Consider the following 15583-nt stretch of genomic DNA (forward strand, 5'->3'; position numbering starts at 1 on the left):
CGATTGAACCGATTTGCCCGCCATGCGACGGCGTCCGCCGTCGCCCTCGCCGTCCTCCCCGCCGCCCCGGCGCTCGCCGACGGCAGGGCCCCGGCCACCCCGCACCTCGACGCGGTCGAACGGACGCTCCGTCAGGTCTCGCCGGGCCTGGAGGGCGAGATCTGGCAGCGCACCGAGGGCAACAAGCTGGACGCCTCGGCCGCGGACGCCTCCGACTGGCTGCTGCAGACGCCCGGTTGCTGGGGTGACGACACCTGTGCCCAACGCCCGGGTACGAAGCGGCTGCTGGCGAAGATGACCGAGAACATCGCGGCGGCGAAGCGCACCGTGGACATCTCCACGCTGGCGCCCTTCCCCGACGGCGCGTTCCAGGACGCGATAGCCGACGGCCTCAAGGCGTCCGTCGAGGCCGGCAACAAGCCCACGGTCCGCGTCCTGGTCGGCGCCGCGCCCGTCTACCACCTCAACGTGCGCCCCGGGGCCTACGTCGACGACCTGCGCAAGAAGCTGGGCAAGGCGGCCGGTTCCGTCACGCTCACCGCCGCGTCGATGACGACCTCCAAGACGGCGTTCTCCTGGAACCACTCCAAGCTGCTGGTCGTGGACGGCCGTTCGGCCATCACCGGCGGCATCAACAACTGGAAGGGCGACTACCTCGACACCGCCCACCCGGTCACGGACGTCGACCTGGCCCTGACCGGCCCGGCCGCCTCCTCGGCGGGCCGCTACCTCGACGCCCTGTGGGGCTGGACCTGCAAGAACAAGGGCAACGTCGCCAGCGTGTGGTTCGCGGCCTCCGACGGGGCGTCCTGCACGCCGGACCTGGAGAAGCGGGCCAACCCGGAGCCCGCGGGGCCGACGGGGAACGTGCCGGTCATCGCCGTGGGCGGACTGGGCGTCGGCATCCGGGACAAGGACGCCGCCTCGAAGTTCGACCCGCAGCTGCCGTCCGCCACGGACACCAAGTGCGTCGTCGGCGTGCACGACAACACCAACGCCGACCGCGACTACGACACGGTCAACCCCGAGGAGAGCGCCCTGCGCGAGCTGGTGCGCAGCGCGGACAAGCACGTCGAGATCTCGCAGCAGGACCTCAACGCGACCTGCCCGCCGCTCCCCAAGTACGACGTCCGGCTCTACGACACCCTGGCGCAGAAGCTCGCCTCCGGGGTGAAGGTCCGCATTGTCGTCAGTGACCCGGAGAACCGGGGCACGGTCGGCAGCGGCGGCTACTCGCAGATCAAGTCCCTCTCGGAGATCAGCGACGTGCTCCGGGCCCGGCTCGCCAAGGTCGTCGGCGACGACGGCAAGGCGAAGTCGGCGATGTGCTCCAACCTCCAGCTCGCGAGCTTCCGCAGCTCGAAGAGCGGCAAGTGGGCCGACGGGCACGCCTACCCGCTGCACCACAAGATGGTGTCGGTGGACGGCTCGGCGTTCTACATCGGTTCGAAGAACCTCTACCCGTCCTGGCTCCAGGACTTCGGCTACATCGTCGAGAGCCCCGAGGCGGCCGCGCAGCTGAAGGAGAAGCTGCTCGACCCGGAGTGGGAGTTCTCGAAGGCGACGGCGACCGTCGACCACGAGCGGGGCGTCTGCTCGCTCTGACCGCGTCCCGGCCTCACCGCACCGAAGCGGCGCCCCTTTCCGGGGGCGCCGCTTCTCCCTTTCTTCATAAGGGAGTTCGGGGGTCGAACGGCCTCGTGCACCATTCCCTCACCCGTTCGTGAAGCGATTTCCCGACCCGTGCGCGGGGGTGCGACCATGCGCTGGCCCATCCCGACACGCAAGGAACTCTGGAGACTTCATGGACCGAAGTGGGGGAAGCACGGCCCGCCGCTGGGGAGCGGCGCTGACCGCGTCCGCCGCGGCCCTGGCCGTCGCACTCCCGTCCACCGCCGAGGCCGCCGACGGGCCTTCGGGGATCGGCGCCAAGGGCGCCTATCTGCTCGACAGCGGTGCGAACAGGGCGCTGTGGGGCAAGGACGCCGACGTCGCCCGGCCGATCGCCAGCACCACCAAGATCATGACAGCCGTCGTGGCGCTCGCGGGCCGCCCGTCCGATCTGGACAAGCAGGTCACCGTCAAGCAGTCCTACCGCGACTATGTGACGCGCCACGGGGCGAGCACCGCCGACCTGCGCACCGGCGACCGGCTCACCGTCCGGCAGCTCCTGTACGCGCTGATGCTCCCCTCCGGATGCGACGCCGCCTACGCCCTGGCCGACGCGCTGGGCAGCGGCGGCGGCGAGACCGAGCGGACGGCGTCGTTCGTCGCACGGATGAACCGCGAGGCGGCCCTGCTGGGCATGCGCAACACCCACTTCGACTCCTTCGACGGCATCACCACCGGCGGCAACCACTCCACCCCCCGTGACCTGGCGAAGCTCGCCCGGCACGCGCTGGGCAACAGCACGCTCGTCACCGTCACCAAGGCGATGAGCACCCAGCAGAAGGCGCAGAACGTCAACCGCCGCTACACCTGGTACAACACCAACAAGCTGCTGGGCTCGTACGACGGCGTCCTCGGCGTCAAGACCGGGTCGACCCGCGCCTCGGGCCCCTGCCTGGTCTTCGCGGCCCGGCGCGGCGGCCGCACCGTCGTCGGTGTGCTCCTCAACGACGCGCCGAACCGCTATCCCGACGCGGCGAGGATGCTCGACTACGCCTACCACACGCACACGCGCTTCAAGGCGCGCCAACTGCCCGCCGCGGCGCACGAGGACTGAGCGGGACGGCGGTCCGGCCCCCGCGCCGGACCGCCTCAGCGCCGCCCGCCGGCGCGGGGCGACGGGACCGGCAGCCGCTGCCCCGGGTGCTCGACCGGGTGGCAGTAGTCGAGACCGGTCAGCGGCTCGTCGGCGAGGAACTTCAGCAGCAGGTCGATCAGTTCCACCGGACGCTCCAGGTGGACGAGGTGGTCCGCGTCCTTGAACATCGCGAACCGGGCGTCGGTGAACCGGGCGGACGCCTCGCGGCTCAGCGTCGGCGTCGTCAGCGGGTCGTGCTCACCGGTGGCCACCAGCACCGGGATCCGCACCGCCGGCCCGCCGGACGGCGCGGTGTGGTCGAGCAACCGCCGGGTGTTCTCCCGGTACTTGATCTTCTCGTCGGCGGTCATCTCGTTGAGGGCGCGGGTGAGGCAGCGGACGACCGTGTCCCGCCGGGCCACGTGGACGTGCGGGGCGCGGCAGATCATGGTGTCGAGGATCTGGTCCACGAACTCCTCGTGGCTGCCCCGCTCCAGCATGCGGAGGGTGAGCTCCACCCGGGCCCGGACATGGTCGGTCAGCCGCGCCATGGTCCCCACCAGCACCAGCCGTTCGGCCCGGCCGGGGTGGCGGCGCACCCACTCGTGGGCCACGGCGCTCCCGTAGGACGCGCCCATCATGTTGACCGTGTGCGGCGCGGTCCTCGCCAGCAACTGGTCGAGCGCACCGCAGAGGAAGTCGATGCCGTAGCGGGCCGGTAGGGGGTCCGCCGCGCCCCAGCCCGGGAGATCGACGGTGATCACGCTCGTCGCCTCCAGGAGCATCCGTTCCAGCCGGCCCCAGGCGCCCTGGTGCTGGAACGCGCCGCCGACGAGGACGATCGGGGCCAGCCGCGCGTCCGGCCGGTGGACGATCCGCCCGCTGTAGGAGAAACCGCCGTAAGTGAGCGGAATGACCTCTTCCGAGAGGGTGGTGGACGTCATCAGAAGGAGTCTCCGTTTCACGGTCGCGCCGCGCGGTCGGAGTGCCGTCCCCGTGACCGCGCGGCCGGGGTCTGGTGGGGTGCCGTCATCAGTGGAACGACAGGCGGCGGTGGGACGTTACTGCGCACGGCGGCGACGGGAGCCGGTCATGGGCCCAGTGCGCGGATCTCCTCGCGGAGGAGGGCGGAGAGCCGTCCGGCCAGCACCCGGCGGGCATGATCGGTCACCACCGTCAGCGTCGCCGCACCGGTCGCGTCCCGCACCATGGTCACCGCCAGGGGATGGCCCGGGCTGAGCGAGGGCAGCAACGCAAGACCGGTCAGGGCGGCGGGCCCCAGGGTCCGCGGGCCCCCGCGGTCCGCGAGACTGCTGCACAGCAGCGACGAGTACAGCGACGAGTCCACGTACCGCCCGAGGGCCTCGGTCAGCGCCCCGCGGCGCCCGGCCATCCCGGCCACCGCGCGCGCCTGGGCCCGGGCGCGCTCGTGCAGCGCCACGCGGCGGGTGAAACGGTCCACGGCGGCGAGGCGGCGGCGGGCCCGGCCGTGCGACGGGAGTGGGACGCGGACGGTGGCGTAGTGGTTGCCGAGCAACGCCCCGTCGTCGTCCGGGCGGACGTCGACGGGGACCATCGCGCACACGCCGGGCAGGAACGGCAGCCGCCCGGTGGCCCCGGCCCCGCGCAGGGCCCCGGCCGTGGCCGCCAGGAAGACCGCGTTGGCGGAGGCCCGCCCCGAGGGCAGCGCGTCCCGGGCGGCGGCCAGCTCCCCCGCGGTCACCGTGCTCCAGGCGACGGCCCGCCGGGAGTCCACGGGCCCGTGGAGGGGGAGGGGGCGCCCGGCGGGAAGGAGGTCCGTGAGGCCAGGCCTCCGGCGGGGCGGGGCCTGGCTCCCCGCCCGCTGCCCCGGCAGGGCCGCCGGCCCGTCCAGCAGTTCCTGGACGAGGACGAGGGCCGACCGGCCGTCGAGCAGGGCGTGATGGGCGCGGAGGAGGAGGGCGAACCCGCCGTCCGGTCCGGGCAGCAGGTGCAACTGCCAGGGCGGGCGCGGGGGTCCGAAGGGGCGGGCGATGAGGTGTGCCGTGTGTTCGTCGGGGGAGGCCCGACGGGCAGGGGTGCCGACGTGGTGCACGGGGTCGAAGGGAGGCCCGGGAATCCACCGGAGTCCGGTGCCGGAGCTCATCCGGAGACGGTCGTGGTGCGCCCAGCGGTGCGCGGCGCGGTCGCGGAGGGCGTCGAGGGCGGGTGGTTCTCCGACGAAGCGGGCGACGAGCCCGAAGGTCATGCAGAGCGATCCGCCGGCCTGGTGGCTGTGCAGCCAGGCGTCCAGGGGGGACATGGGGGTCGGGGGCATCGTGTTCCTCCTCCGATTCAGCCCGTCTGGGGGTTGCCCCCTCCGGGGAGTTTGAGGACTTCGCCCGAAGGGCGGATGGGGGTCCGGGGGTCTCCCCCGGGGAAACGGTGAAAGGGCAGGACCGGGGCAAACCCCCCGCGGCGCAAGCGCCGCGTCACGGCTCCATCGCCGCCACCGCCCGCGCCACCGCCCCCGCCCCGTCCTCCCGGGCCAGCCGGCCGGCCACCTCCGCCGCCCGCTCCGCGAAGCGCCGTTCGCCGGTCGCGCGCAGCAGCGCCGCCGCCAGGCGGTCCGCGGTGAGCGAGGCGTGCGGCAGTACGCCGGGGCTCACCCCGAGCCGTACCAGCCGGGCCGCCCACCAGGGCTGGTCGGTCAGGAGCGGCACCGGGACCGCGGGCACGCCCGCCCGCAGCCCGGCCGCCGTCGTCCCGGCACCCGCGTGGTGCACCACCGCCGCCGTGCGCGGGAGCAGCCAGCCGTGCGGGAGGGTCCCGACGGTGATGACGTCGTCGCCGGTCACCGACAGCCCGGCCCACCCCGCCTGGACGATGCCGCGCAGCCCGGCCTTGCGCAGCGCACGGGCCGTCAGTTCGCCCAGCCGTTCCGGGGCTTCCGGCATCATGCTGCCGAAGCCGACGAACACCGGCGGGGGCCCGGCCTCGAGGAAGTCGGTGACCAGGGAAGGGGGTTGCCAGGACGGACACTCGTGCGGCCACCAGTAGCCGGCCACCCGCAGCCCGGGCCGCCAGTCGGGCGGCCGGGGCACGACGGTGCGGCTGTAGCCGTGCCAGATGGGCCAGCGGCTCTTCTCCCGTTCCCGGCGCAGCAGATGGACGCCGCGGTGGCGGATGCCGAGGCGTGCGTGGAGCCGCCGGTTGGCGGCCGAGTAGAGGGCGTCGGTCAGGGCGTTGACCGCGCGGGCGCGCAGCCGGTTGCCGTACCCGGGCGGCTGCCAGGGCAGCACGCAGGGCGGGAACGCCGAGGTGGGGACGTCGGGTTGGAGGAAGACGCCCATGCTGCGCACCCGGTGGTAGCGGGCCACGACGCGGCCGATGGGCGCGACGATGGTGGACAGCAGGACGAGGTCGGCCTTGGGGTCCACGGCGGTGAGCAGCCCGTCCACGAGCCGTACGGCGGCCCGTTCGGTGGCGCGGGCGATCTCGTGGAGGGCGCGGGGCGAACGTCCGGCGTTCCGGAAGCGGTTGTGGGCGGCGATGAGTTCCTCGAAGGGGTCGGCCTCCAGCGGCCGGGTGCGCAGCCCGCAGCAGGTGACCGTGTCGGCGAACTTGGTGTGGGTGACGATCTCCACATCGTGCCCCTCGGCGGCCAGCCGGTGGCCGAGGCCGGTGTAGGGGGCGACGGAGCCCGTGGTGCCCGCGGTGATGATGTCGATGCGCATGTTCCGCCTTCCCGGTCCCGGCCCGTCCCGCCCGCGGGTCGTGTGCCTGCCGGAAACAACGACGCGGCACCCGGCCGGATACGGCACGGGTGCCAACCTGGGCGCATGTGTACGGTTCGGCGGCGTCCGGCTTACGCGGCGGGGACGGGCAGCGGCTTGCCGGGGCACGTCATGTCCCGTGCGGGGGCGCGGCCGTCGAGCAGGTAGCGGTCGACGACGCCGTCCACGCAGGGGTTCCCGGCCGCGTACTGTCCGTGGTCCCCGTCGCCGGTCACGGTCACCAGGCGCGAGCCGCGCAGCGCGCGGTGGGCCCGTTCGGCCGCCTCGTAATAAGTGGCGGGATCGTGAACGGAGTTGAGCATCAGTACGGTCGGCAGGCCGGCGCCGGTCACCGTCACCTTCGGGGCCGCCGGTGCGGGCCAGGAGGCGCAGACGGCGGCGAAGGCCAGGGCCCGGGCCCCGACGAGCGGCCGCTTCGCCGCGTCGTCGGCGGTCCGGCGCACCCAGGCCCGGGCGTCGCGGTCCCACGGGGAGTCGGCACAGGTGACGGAGAAGTACTCGGCGTAGAAGGCCGGGTCGGGGGCGCGGCCGAGGAGGCCGGCGGCCCGGGCGCGCTCGGTTTCGCCCGCCCGGTCCCAGTGGTCGAGCGTCGCCAGCGCGGAGGCCAGGACGGGGAACCGGTCCGCGCTGTAGAGCGCGTCGGAGGTGCCGTTGTCGAAGCGGTCCGGGCCGATGACGGCCTTGCCGAAGGTCACCGGGTGCGCGCGCAGGGCGCGTCGCTGCCGCTCCCACTTCGCCTGTGCGGCGGCCGCGGTGCGTCCGTAGTGGTAGACGTCGTCGTACCGGGCGAGCCAGGGCAGGAAGTCCTGTTCGAAGCGGCGCTGGAAGCTCTTCGGCTGCCCCAGCCCGAACCGCTGCCAGGAGCCGTCGAAGCCCACGTTGCTGTCGAGGACCGCGCGCTCGACGCGGTGCGGGAAGAGCGTCGCGTAATAGGCGCCGACCGCCGTGGCGTAGGAGGCGCCGTAGTACGAGACGGTCCGCGCGCCCAGCAGCGAGCGGAACAGGTCCATGTCGCGGACGGTCTGTTCGGTCGTCAGGTACGGCAGCAGCGCGCCGTCGCGCCGTCCGCAGTCCTCGGCGAAGGAGCGGGCGGTCGCCAGCGTGCGGCGCAGCGCGGCGGGCGACCGGTCCCGGGCGTCGCCGGTGAGGAACCCGGCGAACTCCTCCGGCGTCTGGCACCGCACCCGGGTGCTCCGCCCGACCCCGCGCTGGTCGAAGCTCACGATGTCGTAGGCGGTGGCCACGGCGGGAGAGCGGCGGGCGAGGTCCGCCGGCCGGGCCAGCCCCGAACCACCGGGGCCGCCGGCAGCCATCATCAGCACGCCGCGCCCGCCCGCGCCGGCCGCCCGGTGCCGGGAGACGGCGATGTCCAGGTCCGGCCCGGCGCCCGGGTGGTGCCAGTCGCGGGGGACGGCCATCCGCGCGCACTCCAGCCCGGCCGGTCCGTCGCAGGGATGCCAGTCCAGGTGCTGCCGGGCGTACCGGCCGGGCACGGCCGGGCCCGCCTCGGGGGCCGCGGCCGCCGGAAGGGCGGTGGCGGCACAGACGGCGGCCACCAGACCGGCCACGGCGGCGGCCGCGCGGCGGGGCGTTCTGAACGGGGGCATTCGGTCCTCCTGAAGGGGTGGGCTTCGAGGACGATCCTCCGGGCCCGCGGATGCCGGATCGATCCCACGGGGTTCCGTCTTCGTGGTGGTGCTGGTGCCACCTCGGGATGGCCGGAATGCGACCCTCCGTTCGCATTCCGGAACAGGATGTTCGAACTGTCATGTTTGCATGACCTCATGCAAGAGACTCAGGCTCCATCCAACGAAGAGCGCACCTATATCGAACACATCCTGGAGGCGTGGGACCGGGATCCGGAGGCGGAGGCGCTCGTCCAGGGGACGGTGCGGATCAGCCGCGCCGAGGCCCGCGACGCCCTGTTCCGCATCGGCAACGCCCTGCGTGCCGAGGGCCTGGTGCCCGGCGACGCGGTGGGTCTGTTTCTGGCCAACCGCCCCGAAGGAGTGCTCGCCCAGCTCGCGGTCCACCTCATCGGCTGCCACGTCGTCTTCCTGCCCCCGGAGCCGGGTCAGGGCGAACTCGCCGCACTGGCAGGCCAGGCCGAGGTCCGGGCCATCGTCTTCGACCCGCTCTTCGCGCTGCACGCCACCGCGCTGCCCGGCCTGATGGAACGCCCGCCCCGGCTGCTGTCCCTCGGCCCCGTGGAGGGCGTCACCGACCTGCTGGCCGCGGCCCGCGAGCTGCCCGCGGAGCGCCCCACGGCCCCGCCCCTCGCGACGGACGAGCCGGTCACCATCTTCTACACCGGCGGCACCCTCGGCAACCCCAAACTCGCCGCGCAGGGCAGGTCCTTGTACGACCGCATGGTCGACGCGACGCACAACGCGCCCTGGATGCGCGGGCAGCGCGCCCTGGCGGCCACGCTGATCACCCACGGCAGCGGGCATCTGGTCTCGGTCCAGGGCCTCGTCGCGGGGGCGACCGTCGTGCTGCTGCCCTCGTTCGAGGCCGGCCACGCGCTGTCCGTGCTGCGCGAGGAACGCATCAACTCCGCCATGTTCGTACCGCCCATGCTCTACGAACTGCTCGACCACCCCGACTGCCGGCCCGGGGACTTCCCGCACCTGGAGTCCGTGTTCGTGGGCGGCGCCGCGTCGGCGCCCGAGCGGCTGCGCCAGGCCTGCGCCGTCTTCGGCCAGGTGATCGGCCAGGGCTACGGCCAGTCCGAGGCCCTCGGCATCTCCGTCATGATGCCCGAGGAGTACGACGACGAGCACCCCGAGCGGTGGGCCAGCGTCGGCCGGGCCATCGACGGCGTGGAGGTGGAGATCCGCGACGAGGACGGCACCGCGCTCCCCGACGGGGAGACCGGCGAACTCCACGTCCGCGGCGAGACCAGGATGCTGGGCTACTACCGCGACCCTGAGCGCACGGCCGCCGCGCTGAGCGACGGGTGGCTGGCCACCGGGGACGTGGGCTACCGCGACGCGGACGGCTTCCTCTACCTGGTGGACCGGGCCAAGGACATCATCGTCACCGGACGCACCAGCGACAACGTCTACTCCAAGGTCCTGGAGGACTTCCTGCTCACCCTGGACGGGGTGCGCAACGCCGCCGCGGTGGGCGTCCCGGACGAGCGCTACGGCGAGGCCGTCCACGTCTTCCTGGCCACCGACAAGGACGACTCCGTGGACCCGGCGGCCGTGACCGCCGCCGTCGTCGCCGAACTGGGCGAGCTCTACGAGCCGCGCGGCATCACCCAGTTGAGGTCCCTGCCGGTCACCCGCATAGGCAAGGTGGACAAGAAGGCGCTGCGCGCCACCTTCACCGGCTGACCCCGCCGGTGCCGAGCACCCCGGCGCACCGTCGGCGCGGCCAGGCCCTCCTCGTCGGCGATGCGCCGGGCCTCGCCGACGATCAGGGCCCGGGACAGGGTGCGCGGACGTCCGGGCGCCTCGGGGTTCACCGCCTCCGTTCCGGACGGGTGCCGCCATCGCCGCCCGCGGGGCGCTGCCGGTCTCCGTCGCCCCGCGCCGCCGCGGACCGGCCGCGCCCGGTCCCCGGGAATCCGCTCACACCCCGGCCGCACCGTCCGTCCGCCCCAGCCCGTAGACCCGCCGGGCGTTGCCCGACCCGATCAGGTCGGCCACGCGCGCGGCGTCGCCCGCCGACCAGGCACCGTCGCTCACCCAGCCGTCCAGCAGCCGCGCCAGGCCCCGGCGGAACAGCTCGGCGCCCACCACGTACAGCTCCGCGAGCCCGGCCGCGTCCGTGGAGAACATCAGCTTCCCGAACGGGGCCAGCTCCAGCGCCTCCGCCAGCACCGCCTCGGCGCGCGCCCCGCTGTAGGACAGGGCCAGCCCGAGGTCCGCGTAGACGTGCGGGAAGGCGTGGGCGAGGTAGGCGGCGCTGCGGTGGTACGGGTAGCAGTGCAGCAGCACCAGCGCCGAGCCCGTGGGTCGCACGGCCCGGGCGAAGTCGGTGAGCAGCGCCGGGTCGCAGCGGTGCAGGGTGAGGTCCGGGTCGCCGAAGCCGGTGTGCAGTTGGAGCGGCAGCCCGGTCTCGGCTGCCGACCACAGCAGATGACGCAGCAGCACCGGGTCGGTCAGCCGGCCGCCCGGCGTACGGCAGGCCAGCCACCGGTCCGCCGCGGCGCGCACCTCGGCCTGGCCGGGCGGGTTGGGCTCGAAGTCGAGCCCGTAACGGTAGGCCGCGACGGACTTGAAGGCCACGGCCGTCGTGGCGGCCTTCCGCACGGCGTCGGAGAGCCCGCCGAGGAACTCCGCCCGGTCGCCGGACCCGTCCGCGATCCGCTCGGCCAGCGGCTCCAGGCGCACCACCTCGTGCCAGGCGGCGCCGCCCGCCGTGCGGGCGAGCTCCTCGGGGCCCGTGAGGTCGCCCGCGAGGCCCGTGTCCACCAGATAGTCGGTGATCCCGGTGGCGCCCAGCAGCCGCCGGGCCGTCTCGGACGGGCCCAGCTCCCGCCGCCGTTCGAGGTACTCGGCGGGGGTGCAGTGCGGGTCGAGGCCGAGCAGCGGCGGGCACCAGCGGCGGACGGCGTACCCGAGCTGGCTGTCGAGGAAGGAGGTGCCGGGCGCGGCGGGCGCGTCGGACTCGCTGAGGAGCGCGCCGAAGGCGTCGGGCCCCAGCTCGGTGCGGACGAGGCCGTGGCAGTGGTGGTCCACCAGCGCCGGCGGGGACGGCTTCGCGTGCGCCCCCATGTCAGTACCGCCGCCGCGTCGCGTCGGCGATGTCCTGCGGGGCCGCGCCCGCGTACTGCCGGACCTCCGCGCGCCGGACCGCCGCGACGGCCTCGAACAGGGGGTCGCCGAGCGCGGTCCGCAGCAGGTCCGAGCGGGTGAAGCGGTCCAGGACGTCGGCCGGCGAGGCGGGCAGGCGCCGCTGCCCGCCGGTGACGGCCGGGTCGCCCGTCACCGGTGGCGGCAGCGTCAGCCCGGCCTCGATCCCGGCGAGCCCGGCGGCGATCACGGCCCCGGCCGCCAGATACGGATTCGCCGCCCCGTCGAAGCACTTGACCTCGGCGTTGGCCTGGCCCTTCGCGTCCGGTGGACCCGGGACGAAACGGATGGCGGCCTCCCGGTTCTCCGGACCCCAGCAGGCGAAGACGCCGGCCCAGTGCGAGGGCTTGAACCGCAGATGGCTGGCGGGGGAGGGGGCGCCCAGGGCGAGCAGCGCGGGCAGCTCCCGCAGCACACCGGCGAGGAACGCCGCGCACTCCGCCGTCATCCCCGACGGGCCGTCGCCGTCCCGGCACAGGTTCCGCTCCCCGCGCAGCAGGCTCAGATGCAGATGGGCGCCGTTGCCCACGCCGCCGGCGTCCACGACCGGCCCGAACTGGGCCTCCAGACCGTGCCGTCGGGACACCGCGCGGACCGTCTCGCGGACGAGCACGACCAGGTCCGCCGCGCCGACCGGGTCCGTGGCGGCCACCGAGACCTCGAACTGCCCCGGCGCGTACTCGGGATGGATCTGGAGGACCTCGATCTCCTGGGCGGTGAGGGCGTCGAGGACGTCCCGCAGATAGTCGGAGAGCTCCACCAGCCGCGTCATCCCGTAGGCCGGTCCCGAACAGGCGTAGAGCGGAGGGCCGTTGGACCCCTCGTCCCGGGTGACGATCCACTCCGTCTCGAAGCCCATGCGCAGCCGCAGACCGTGGTCCGCCGCGGCCCGTTCGGCCATGCGGCGGACGAACCGCCGCTGGCAGGCGGCGTACGGGCGGCCGTCCTGCTCGTGGCGGTCGGCCGGCGCCCAGGCCCAGCCCGGCTGCGCGGCCAGGACGGTCAGCCGGCCGAGGTCGGGGATCAGGCGCAGATCGCCGTCGGGCCCGCCGAGGTGCGTACCGGTGACGGCGGAGTCGTCCGTGAGGAAGACGTCGAACACCGGCGACGCCCCCACCCCCCAGCGCGCGGCGTGTGCCAGCCGGGCGGTGGGCACGCCCTTGACGCGGGTGATGCCCGCGTTGTCCACCCAGGTCAGGGCCACGGCCCGGACGTCCCGCGCGGTGAGCTGCGCGGCCTCCTGCCGGGCCGCCGACTCCGCGCGCTCCCGTTCCGGCCTGTGCATGCGGTCTCCTCCGGCGGGGTGCGGTGGACGGCGAGGACGGCGGCGGCGCCGGGAAAACCGCGCCGCCCAGAGATTCTGGTCCGGATTCCACCGCGCGACACCTCGTACCGGGGCCTTTCGGCGGAATCGGGGACGGCGCCGCCAAGGCGCCCTGCTCCGGCCCGTGTTCGGCCCCGATGTCCGAACTGCGGTTCTCCGCACGGCGGGTGGGCGAAGGAGTGGAATCCCGGCGGCGCGTGTGCGCGGTGCGCGGCACCGGGGGCGGAACCGGACGGCGGACCCTCGGTTGCGGGAGTGCGGACCTGCCCCGAGGCTGGTGTCAAGATCGGCGACGTCGAGGAGTCAGCATGTCGGAATTCCGTGGCGTCCTGCGGCCCGGCCGCGGACGCCACCGGCGCCGCAGAAGGGCTCCGCTGAAGGCCGCCGCCGCGGCCGCGGTGCTCGTCGCCGGCTCGGCGTTCGCCGTGACCTCGATGGACGACCAGCCGGAGTGCGACGCCCGGGCGGGACACGGCGGGACGCACGACGACCACCGGCACGGCTCCTCGACGGCCGTGGGAGCCTGCGCCCCCCGCCCGGCCGGCGGCGCGCAGCAGCACCGGCCGGCCGAGGGGCACGGCGCCGGGCACGGCGCCCCGGAGGGCGCCAACCACCGTCCCGCGGGCGGCAGACCGGCCCAGGTCGGAGTGCCGGACCCGGAGTCCGGCTACGACCGGGAACGCTGCGGCAACGCCTCCGGCCGGGTGCTGCTGTCGCTGGACGACTGGCCGTACAACGACCCCGAACGCGCCGTCCGCATCGGTGCGCAGCTCCAGTCCCAGGGAGTCCGGGCGGCCTTCTTCCTCATCAACAAGTACGCCTCCCAGTACCCCCAGATCACCACCACCCTGCGCCGGCAAGGCCATTGGGTCGGCAGCCACACCTGGTCCCACCAGCAGCTCACCCGGCTGACGGACCAGGAGCTCCAGGACGAGCTGCGCAACGGAGTGCCCGGCAACTTCCTGCGCCCGCCCTACGGGGACGTCGGCCAGCGGGAGACGGAGATGGCCGCGAGCCTGGGGCAGCGGGTCTGCAACTGGACGATCGACACGTACGACTGGCAGCAGGTCGGCGGGGCGTTCCGGGACGTGGACGCGATCCGGGCGAGCGTCCGGGAGGCGTCGGCGGAGGAGAAGACGAACGGGGTGATCCTCGGACATCTGTTCAGCCACTTCCCGGAGGCGTTGCCGGGGATCATCGGGGATCTGCGGGAGCAGGGGTATTTGATGTGTCGGAATACGGGGCCGGTGACGGAGCAGGTGCCGTATCCGTTGGCGTGCTGAAACGTTTCTGTAGGTGGGGTGGGGGGTTGCCCCTGGCCCGCCCTTTCACCGTTTCTTCCGGGGCTCCGCCCCGGGGCCCGGCACCGCGGCTTCGCCGCGGTGGGCGGGGCTCCGCCCCTGCGCCCCGGCGGGGGCTGCGCCCCCTGCACCCCTGCTTCCGGGGCTCCGCCCCTGGCCCCGTTACCTTTTTCGTGGCCCCGCAACGGGGTTCCCGGCCTCTGGTCCCGGCATGACTTGCAGCCCCTGTCGATCATGATCGAAAAGGTGGTGTCACCGGGTACCGGAGGCATTGGCAGACCGCTGATTAGGGGCACGAGCGCCGATCCTGTTCCGGGTGAGGCAGTCTCTTCGTAACGTGGATGCCGGCACGCTGATGCCGCAGGTGAGGCCGGGGAGGGCGCGACCGCTGTGGAGAGTGCACGTGATCGACACGGGTGACATCGACGTCTACCTGGGCCTGGACGTGGGCAAGGGCGAGCACCATGCCACCGCCCTGACTCCGGTGGGCAAGCGGGTCTTCGACAAGCGGCTGCCCAACACCGAGCCGAAACTGCGTGAGGTGTTCGCCAAGCTCCAGGCCAAGCACGGCACTGTGCTGGTGGTGGTCGACCAGCCGGCTTCGATCGGAGCTCTGCCGCTGGCGGTGGCCCGTGACATGGGCTGCAGCGTCGCCTACTTGCCCGGCCTGACGATGCGACGGATCGCCGATCTGTACGCCGGTGAGGCCAAGACCGATGCCCGGGACGCGGCGATCATCGCCGATGCCGCGCGGACGATGCCGCACACGCTGCGAAACCTGGCGCCGTCCGACGAGACCATTGCCGAGCTGGAGATGATCGTCGGCTTCGACGACGACCTGGCTACCGAGTCCACGCGGATCAAGAACCGTCTGCGTGGCCTGCTCACCCAGATCCACCCGTCGTTGGAGCGGGTCCTCGGTCCCAGGCTGGATCATCCCGCCGTCCTGACACTCCTCGAACGTCACGGATCCCCGGCCCAGTTGAGGAAAGCCGGGCGACGCCGACTGGTGACCCTGCTCAGACCCAAGGCCCCGCGGCTGGCCGAGCGCCTGGTCGAGGACGTCTTCGACGCCCTCGACGAGCAGAGCGTCGTCGTGCCCGGCACCGACGCAGCCTCGCTGATCGTCCCCAGCCTCGCCGGCTCACTCACCTCCGTGCTCGACCAGCGCAAACTCCTCGCCGCCCGCATCGAGGAACTGCTGGAGGCCCACCCTCTTTCCCCGGTCCTGACCTCCATGCCCGGCATCGGGGTCAGGACCGGAGCCCGCATCCTCATCGACGTCGGCGACGCCAGCGCTTTCCCCACGGCCGGCCACCTGGCCGCCTACGCCGGACTGGCACCCGTGACCAGGAGCTCCGGCTCCTCCATACGCGGCGAGCATCCCTCCCGACGAGGCAACAAACAGCTCAAACGAGCCTTCTACCTCGCTGCGTTCGCATCGCTGTCCCAGCCCGAATCACGCACCTACTACGACAAGAAGCGACGGCAGGGAAAGCACCACGTCGCCGCCCTCGTCTGCCTCGCCCGGCGGCGCATCGACGTGCTCTTCGCCATGCTCCGCGACGGCACCTTCTACGCGCCCCCTACCGCCATCGCCGCTTGACGAAAACCATAGGGGCACCTTTTCGGGCTCCGCCCCGGACCCCGTT

At 73.6% G+C, this 15583-nt stretch carries 11 protein-coding genes; 5 read left to right on the plus strand and 6 right to left on the minus strand.

Annotated elements, in window-relative coordinates; all coding sequences use genetic code 11:
- Positions 1–3: 3 nt before the first annotated feature.
- The gene (locus tag AB8735_RS32745) at positions 4–1605 is read left to right on the plus strand and encodes a phospholipase D-like domain-containing protein (RefSeq protein WP_372411280.1); all 1602 of its coding nucleotides are present in this window, start codon (positions 4–6) and stop codon (positions 1603–1605) included.
- 199 nt (positions 1606–1804) lie between these two features.
- Positions 1805–2725 (plus strand): serine hydrolase, encoded by a 921-nt coding sequence (locus tag AB8735_RS32750; protein ID WP_344027917.1) that lies wholly within the window; start codon positions 1805–1807, stop codon positions 2723–2725.
- A 35-nt stretch (positions 2726–2760) separates the two neighbouring features.
- Here the strand turns inward: AB8735_RS32750 and AB8735_RS32755 are convergent, their stop codons facing one another.
- From AB8735_RS32755 to AB8735_RS32770, 4 genes are all read right to left on the minus strand, one after another.
- On the minus strand, positions 2761–3690 hold the full coding sequence (locus AB8735_RS32755; RefSeq protein ID WP_372411281.1) for an alpha/beta fold hydrolase: 930 nt from the start codon (positions 3688–3690) through the stop codon (positions 2761–2763).
- Between the two features lie 146 nt (positions 3691–3836).
- On the minus strand, positions 3837–5042 hold the full coding sequence (locus tag AB8735_RS32760; RefSeq protein WP_372411283.1) for a wax ester/triacylglycerol synthase domain-containing protein: 1206 nt from the start codon (positions 5040–5042) through the stop codon (positions 3837–3839).
- A gap of 154 nt (positions 5043–5196) precedes the next feature.
- Positions 5197–6441 (minus strand): glycosyltransferase, encoded by a 1245-nt coding sequence (locus tag AB8735_RS32765; RefSeq protein WP_372411284.1) that lies wholly within the window; start codon positions 6439–6441, stop codon positions 5197–5199.
- Between the two features lie 131 nt (positions 6442–6572).
- Positions 6573–8108, minus strand: coding sequence for an alpha/beta hydrolase (locus AB8735_RS32770; RefSeq protein WP_372411285.1), 1536 nt, complete (start codon positions 8106–8108; stop codon positions 6573–6575).
- A gap of 177 nt (positions 8109–8285) precedes the next feature.
- Here AB8735_RS32770 and AB8735_RS32775 point away from each other — a divergent pair, with 177 nt between their 5' ends.
- Positions 8286–9842 (plus strand): AMP-binding protein, encoded by a 1557-nt coding sequence (locus AB8735_RS32775; RefSeq protein WP_372411287.1) that lies wholly within the window; start codon positions 8286–8288, stop codon positions 9840–9842.
- A gap of 237 nt (positions 9843–10079) precedes the next feature.
- Here the strand turns inward: AB8735_RS32775 and AB8735_RS32780 are convergent, their stop codons facing one another.
- A complete protein-coding gene (locus AB8735_RS32780) occupies positions 10080–11228 on the minus strand; it encodes an amidohydrolase family protein (RefSeq protein ID WP_372411289.1) in 1149 nt (382 codons plus the stop codon).
- Position 11229: 1 nt separating this feature from the next.
- Complete coding sequence (locus tag AB8735_RS32785) at positions 11230–12591, minus strand: glutamine synthetase (RefSeq protein WP_372411290.1); 1362 nt, start codon at positions 12589–12591, stop codon at positions 11230–11232.
- Positions 12592–12938: 347 nt separating this feature from the next.
- On the opposite strand from AB8735_RS32785, the gene AB8735_RS32790 reads away from it, so the two are divergent.
- On the plus strand, positions 12939–13913 hold the full coding sequence (locus AB8735_RS32790; RefSeq protein WP_372411292.1) for a polysaccharide deacetylase family protein: 975 nt from the start codon (positions 12939–12941) through the stop codon (positions 13911–13913).
- A gap of 373 nt (positions 13914–14286) precedes the next feature.
- Positions 14287–15537, plus strand: a complete 1251-nt coding sequence (locus tag AB8735_RS32795; protein WP_372411747.1) for an IS110 family transposase — start codon at positions 14287–14289, stop codon at positions 15535–15537.
- Positions 15538–15583 lie beyond the last annotated feature (46 nt).

This window comes from Streptomyces luteireticuli (assembly GCF_041519305.1).
In the GTDB taxonomy this organism is placed as follows: domain Bacteria; phylum Actinomycetota; class Actinomycetes; order Streptomycetales; family Streptomycetaceae; genus Streptomyces; species Streptomyces luteireticuli.

Bases quoted from the DNA above. Each gene is read 5' to 3' on its own strand.
- AB8735_RS32750 (WP_344027917.1), top strand. From the start codon at position 1,805: ATGGACCGAAGTGGGGGAAGCACGGCCCGCCGCTGGGGAGCGGCGCTG.
- AB8735_RS32755 (WP_372411281.1), bottom strand. From the start codon at position 3,690: ATGACGTCCACCACCCTCTCGGAAGAGGTCATTCCGCTCACTTACGGC.
- AB8735_RS32760 (WP_372411283.1), bottom strand. From the start codon at position 5,042: ATGCCCCCGACCCCCATGTCCCCCCTGGACGCCTGGCTGCACAGCCAC.
- AB8735_RS32765 (WP_372411284.1), bottom strand. From the start codon at position 6,441: ATGCGCATCGACATCATCACCGCGGGCACCACGGGCTCCGTCGCCCCC.
- AB8735_RS32770 (WP_372411285.1), bottom strand. From the start codon at position 8,108: ATGCCCCCGTTCAGAACGCCCCGCCGCGCGGCCGCCGCCGTGGCCGGT.
- AB8735_RS32775 (WP_372411287.1), top strand. From the start codon at position 8,286: ATGCAAGAGACTCAGGCTCCATCCAACGAAGAGCGCACCTATATCGAA.
- AB8735_RS32780 (WP_372411289.1), bottom strand. From the start codon at position 11,228: ATGGGGGCGCACGCGAAGCCGTCCCCGCCGGCGCTGGTGGACCACCAC.
- AB8735_RS32785 (WP_372411290.1), bottom strand. From the start codon at position 12,591: ATGCACAGGCCGGAACGGGAGCGCGCGGAGTCGGCGGCCCGGCAGGAG.
- AB8735_RS32790 (WP_372411292.1), top strand. From the start codon at position 12,939: ATGTCGGAATTCCGTGGCGTCCTGCGGCCCGGCCGCGGACGCCACCGG.
- AB8735_RS32795 (WP_372411747.1), top strand. From the start codon at position 14,287: ATGCCGCAGGTGAGGCCGGGGAGGGCGCGACCGCTGTGGAGAGTGCAC.